Annotated in this window: 3 protein-coding genes; 1 reads left to right on the forward strand and 2 read right to left on the reverse strand. The window is 71.7% G+C overall.

Annotated features, from left to right (window positions below; genetic code table 11):
- Positions 1 to 173: 173 nt before the first annotated feature.
- Together AB0C29_RS39745 and AB0C29_RS39750 are read right to left on the reverse strand one after the other, a co-directional pair.
- Positions 174 to 1,760, reverse strand: a complete 1,587-nt coding sequence (locus AB0C29_RS39745; protein ID WP_360831928.1) for an FAD-dependent monooxygenase — start codon at positions 1,758 to 1,760, stop codon at positions 174 to 176.
- Positions 1,760 to 2,209, reverse strand: coding sequence for an SRPBCC family protein (locus AB0C29_RS39750; protein WP_360831930.1), 450 nt, complete (start codon positions 2,207 to 2,209; stop codon positions 1,760 to 1,762). The genes AB0C29_RS39745 and AB0C29_RS39750 overlap by 1 nt, the downstream gene beginning before the upstream one ends.
- Positions 2,210 to 2,573: 364 nt before the next feature.
- Between AB0C29_RS39750 and AB0C29_RS39755 the strand changes: the two genes are divergently transcribed.
- Positions 2,574 to 3,308: an SDR family oxidoreductase gene (locus tag AB0C29_RS39755; RefSeq protein ID WP_360831933.1), complete on the forward strand. Its 735-nt coding sequence runs from the start codon at positions 2,574 to 2,576 to the stop codon at positions 3,306 to 3,308.
- Positions 3,309 to 3,332 lie beyond the last annotated feature (24 nt).

Raw genomic sequence — 3,332 nt, forward strand, 5'->3', positions numbered from 1 at the left:
GGCGGTCTGCCGGCGCGCGGTGGCCAGCGCCCGGCGGCTCGCCTTCCTGGTGGTACTCCGCGATTCCTGTTCCGGCGGCCGCGTCCGCCGGCCCGGACGAACGATTCCGCGTTTGCGCACCATTCTTTCCATGTTGCCCCCGTTCAGTGTGTGGCGAATGCCCCGGCACCGGCTCAGTGCGGCTCCAGTCCGCACACCGTGTCCAGGACCGCGTCCCAATCGGCCGGGGGACGGTCGCCGCGCCAGGCGACGTGCTGGTCCGGCCGTACGAGCACCAGATCGCGTTCCCAGGTCCTCCTGACGTTGTCGTCGTCGACGACGAGATAGGTGATCGGCAGTCCCCGGCGCCCGGCCCGGTCGGCCAGCGCCGCTCCGGTCTTGGCGCCGGACAGGTCGACGAGGGTGAAGCCGGCACCCAGCAGGTCGTACAGCGGGGTGCCGTCGTCCAGCCGCACGCTGGGTGCGCGGCCGCCGGGCCAGGTGGTCGCCACGATGTGCCGCCAATGCCACGGCGGGGCGGCGTCCGTCTCGTGGCGTACCACCGGGGAGCCGGTGTAGCGGTAACCGCAATGGATGCCGAGGTTCTCGATCTGGTAGCTGTCCTCGGCCAGGAAACCGGCCAGCTGCTCGTCCGTCGCGCCCGCGGCGGCGAGGACCGGGAAGCGGCGCCACACCTCCAGTAGGTTCAGGCACATCTCGCGGTTGAAGAGCGCTACCGGCCGGCGCTCGGCCGCATAGCTGTCCAGGATCCGCTCGCCGGCCCAGCCCGCCTCGCGGGCGGCCAGTTTCCAGCCGAGGTCGACGGCGTCGGCCAGCCCGGTGTTGGCCCCGTGCCCTCCGGTGGGAAAGAACTGGTGCGCCGCGTCACCCGCCAGCAGCACCCGCCCCTTGCGGTACTCGTCCGCCACCCCGAGCCGGCCCTGCCAGTACGCCACGTCCAGCACCTCGAGCGAGAGCTGCGCACCGAGCCGCTCGCGCAGCTCGCGGACCGGGTCCTCGGCCCGTTCCACCCCGGGTGCCAGCGGGAAGGCGGCCGTCCAGGTGTCCTTCTCGTCGCGCGACACCAGCGTGACCCCGCCCGCGATGACCGAGAGGAAGTACCGGCCGTGGCGGCGCAGCACCGGATCGGTGCTGGTGAAGTAGACGTCGCAGTGCCGGGCGCTCGGGCCGATGTCCTCGACGGTGATCCCGGCCGCGGCACGGACGGCGCTGTTGGCCCCGTCGCACCCGACCAGGTAGCTGCCGGGCAGCTCGTGCTCTGTCCCGGCGAGGTCCACGGCGGTCGCCACGACCCGGTGCTGCTCGTCGCGCAGCCCGGTGAACCGCATCCCCTCGTGCAGCTGGATCAGCGGATCGGCCCGTACGCGGTTCCGCAGGATCTCCTCCAGCAGCGCGCCGGTGATCCGCTGGTAGGGCTCGGCCGGCCGGGACCCGTCGTTGTCCCGCGCGTCGCGCCGGCGGGTCTCCTCGACCGAGGGGTAGTCCCAGGTGGTGATCGGCGCCCGGCCCAGCGCCCGGAGCCAGTGGAAGGTGAACGGGTGTTCCGGCGGTACGCCCCGCCGGCGGATCTCGTCCACGACGCCGAGGCGGGCCAGCAGTTCCATGCTGCGGGCGTTGAGGAAGTCCATCTTGGGGTGCCGGGTGGGGCGCGGGGAGCGTTCGATGATCCGGCTCGCGGTGCCGTGCCGGGCCAGTTCGAGCGCGAGGGTGCAGCCCACCGGGCCGCCGCCCACGATGAGCACGGGTGCGCCGGTGGCCATCAGCGGGCCCGCCCGGCCTGCTCGGTGCTGGTGCGGTGCAGGGTTTCCACGACGGCCACCAGCGTCGACTCCACGAAGTCCCGCATGGCGGCCAGATACTGCGGTTCGAGCCGGGCCTTCTCCTCGCCGGCCGGGGACAGTTGCAGGCTCAGCGTCAGTGTCGTCCCGCCGGGACCGTCGCCGATGATGTTGCTGATGGTCTGCCAGAGCGGTTCGGTGAGTTGCGCGAAGTCCATCCGGTCCGGTGGCGCGAAGGTCACCCGTTCGCGTTGACGTTGCTCACCCCGGACGACGATCTCCCGCAGGAGGCCGTCGGGATATCGCTCGAGGACCGTGCAGCCGGTCACCGCCGGAAGGAACGGGACCGGGTCCGCAGCCTTGCGTTCGAGGCCCGTCCAGAGGAGGCGGCGGCTGAGGCGTACCGGGAGGGTGCTGGTGATGGGGCCCATGACCTGCCTGTAGCTCGTCGGGGAAGGCGCTGGTCGCGCCCGGGGAACCGCCGGCGCCGCCGGCCCGCCGGGTCGCCCGGCCGGCGGTGGTGCACGGCTGCTGCCAATCTCGCCCAGACCGGGGATGGTGACATCCCGTGTTCGAGTGACTTTGTTGGGTCACATCGAAGAATCTAGTCGGCACCCCCGGATCTTCATGGTCCGGATGTTGACAATGCACACCCGGATATCACGAAGGCGCGTGATGCCGGCGACGCCGTGGCGCACGACGATCGTTGCGGACCTGCACCCGGGTGGTGCTGTCACCCGGCCGCGCATCGGCCGGGCCGGGACGGTCCATCGTGAAACCACGCTAGGAGATCGAATGGCATTGAACGGCAGGACGGCGATCGTCACCGGAGCCTCACGCGGAATCGGACGCGCCATCGCCGAACGGCTGGCCCGGGACGGTTTCCGGGTGGTCGCCCACTACCAGCACAACAAGGAGGCGGCCGAGGAGGTCGTCCGCGGCATCGTCGAGAGTGGCGGTGAGGCGGCCGCGATCGGCGGTGACGTCTCCGTGGCCGCCGACGTGCGGGCGCTCTACGAGTTCGCCAACGCCCGAGGTGCCGGTGTCGACGTCGTCGTCAACAACGCCGGCGTGCTGGTCGGCGGGCCCGTGCAGTACATCTCGGAGGAGGACTTCGACCGCGCGGTCGCGGTGAACTTCAAGAGCGTGTTCCTGTCGGCCCAGGAGGCCGTCAAGGTCCTGCCCGAGGGCGGGCGGATCATCAACATCGCTGCCGGGCTCCCGTCCGGGGCGGTGCCGATGCTGGGCGTCTACGGCGCCACCAAGGTGGCGGTCGAGGTGCTGACCCGGTCGCTGGCGCACCAGTTCGGCCCGCAGGGCATCACGGTGAACGCGGTGGCGCCCGGGCCCACCGACACCGACATGCTCTCGCCCGACGCCCGGCAGAACCTCGACATGATCATCGGGGCCACGCCGCTGCGGCGCCTCGGCCAGCCGGCGGACGTCGCCGCCGTGGTCTCGTTCCTCGCCGGACAGGACTCCGCCTGGGTGACCGGGCAGACCCTGCACGCCGACGGAGGAATGCTGTAGGACCCTGCTCACCGCCGCGCCGGG

Source organism: Actinoplanes sp. NPDC048791 (genome assembly GCF_040650095.1).
Taxonomy (GTDB): Bacteria; Actinomycetota; Actinomycetes; order Mycobacteriales; family Micromonosporaceae; genus Actinoplanes.

Coding starts and splice junctions, on each gene's coding strand:
- AB0C29_RS39745 (WP_360831928.1), bottom strand. CDS start 1,760: ATGGCCACCGGCGCACCCGTGCTCATCGTGGGCGGCGGCCCGGTGGGC.
- AB0C29_RS39750 (WP_360831930.1), bottom strand. CDS start 2,209: ATGGGCCCCATCACCAGCACCCTCCCGGTACGCCTCAGCCGCCGCCTC.
- AB0C29_RS39755 (WP_360831933.1), top strand. CDS start 2,574: ATGGCATTGAACGGCAGGACGGCGATCGTCACCGGAGCCTCACGCGGA.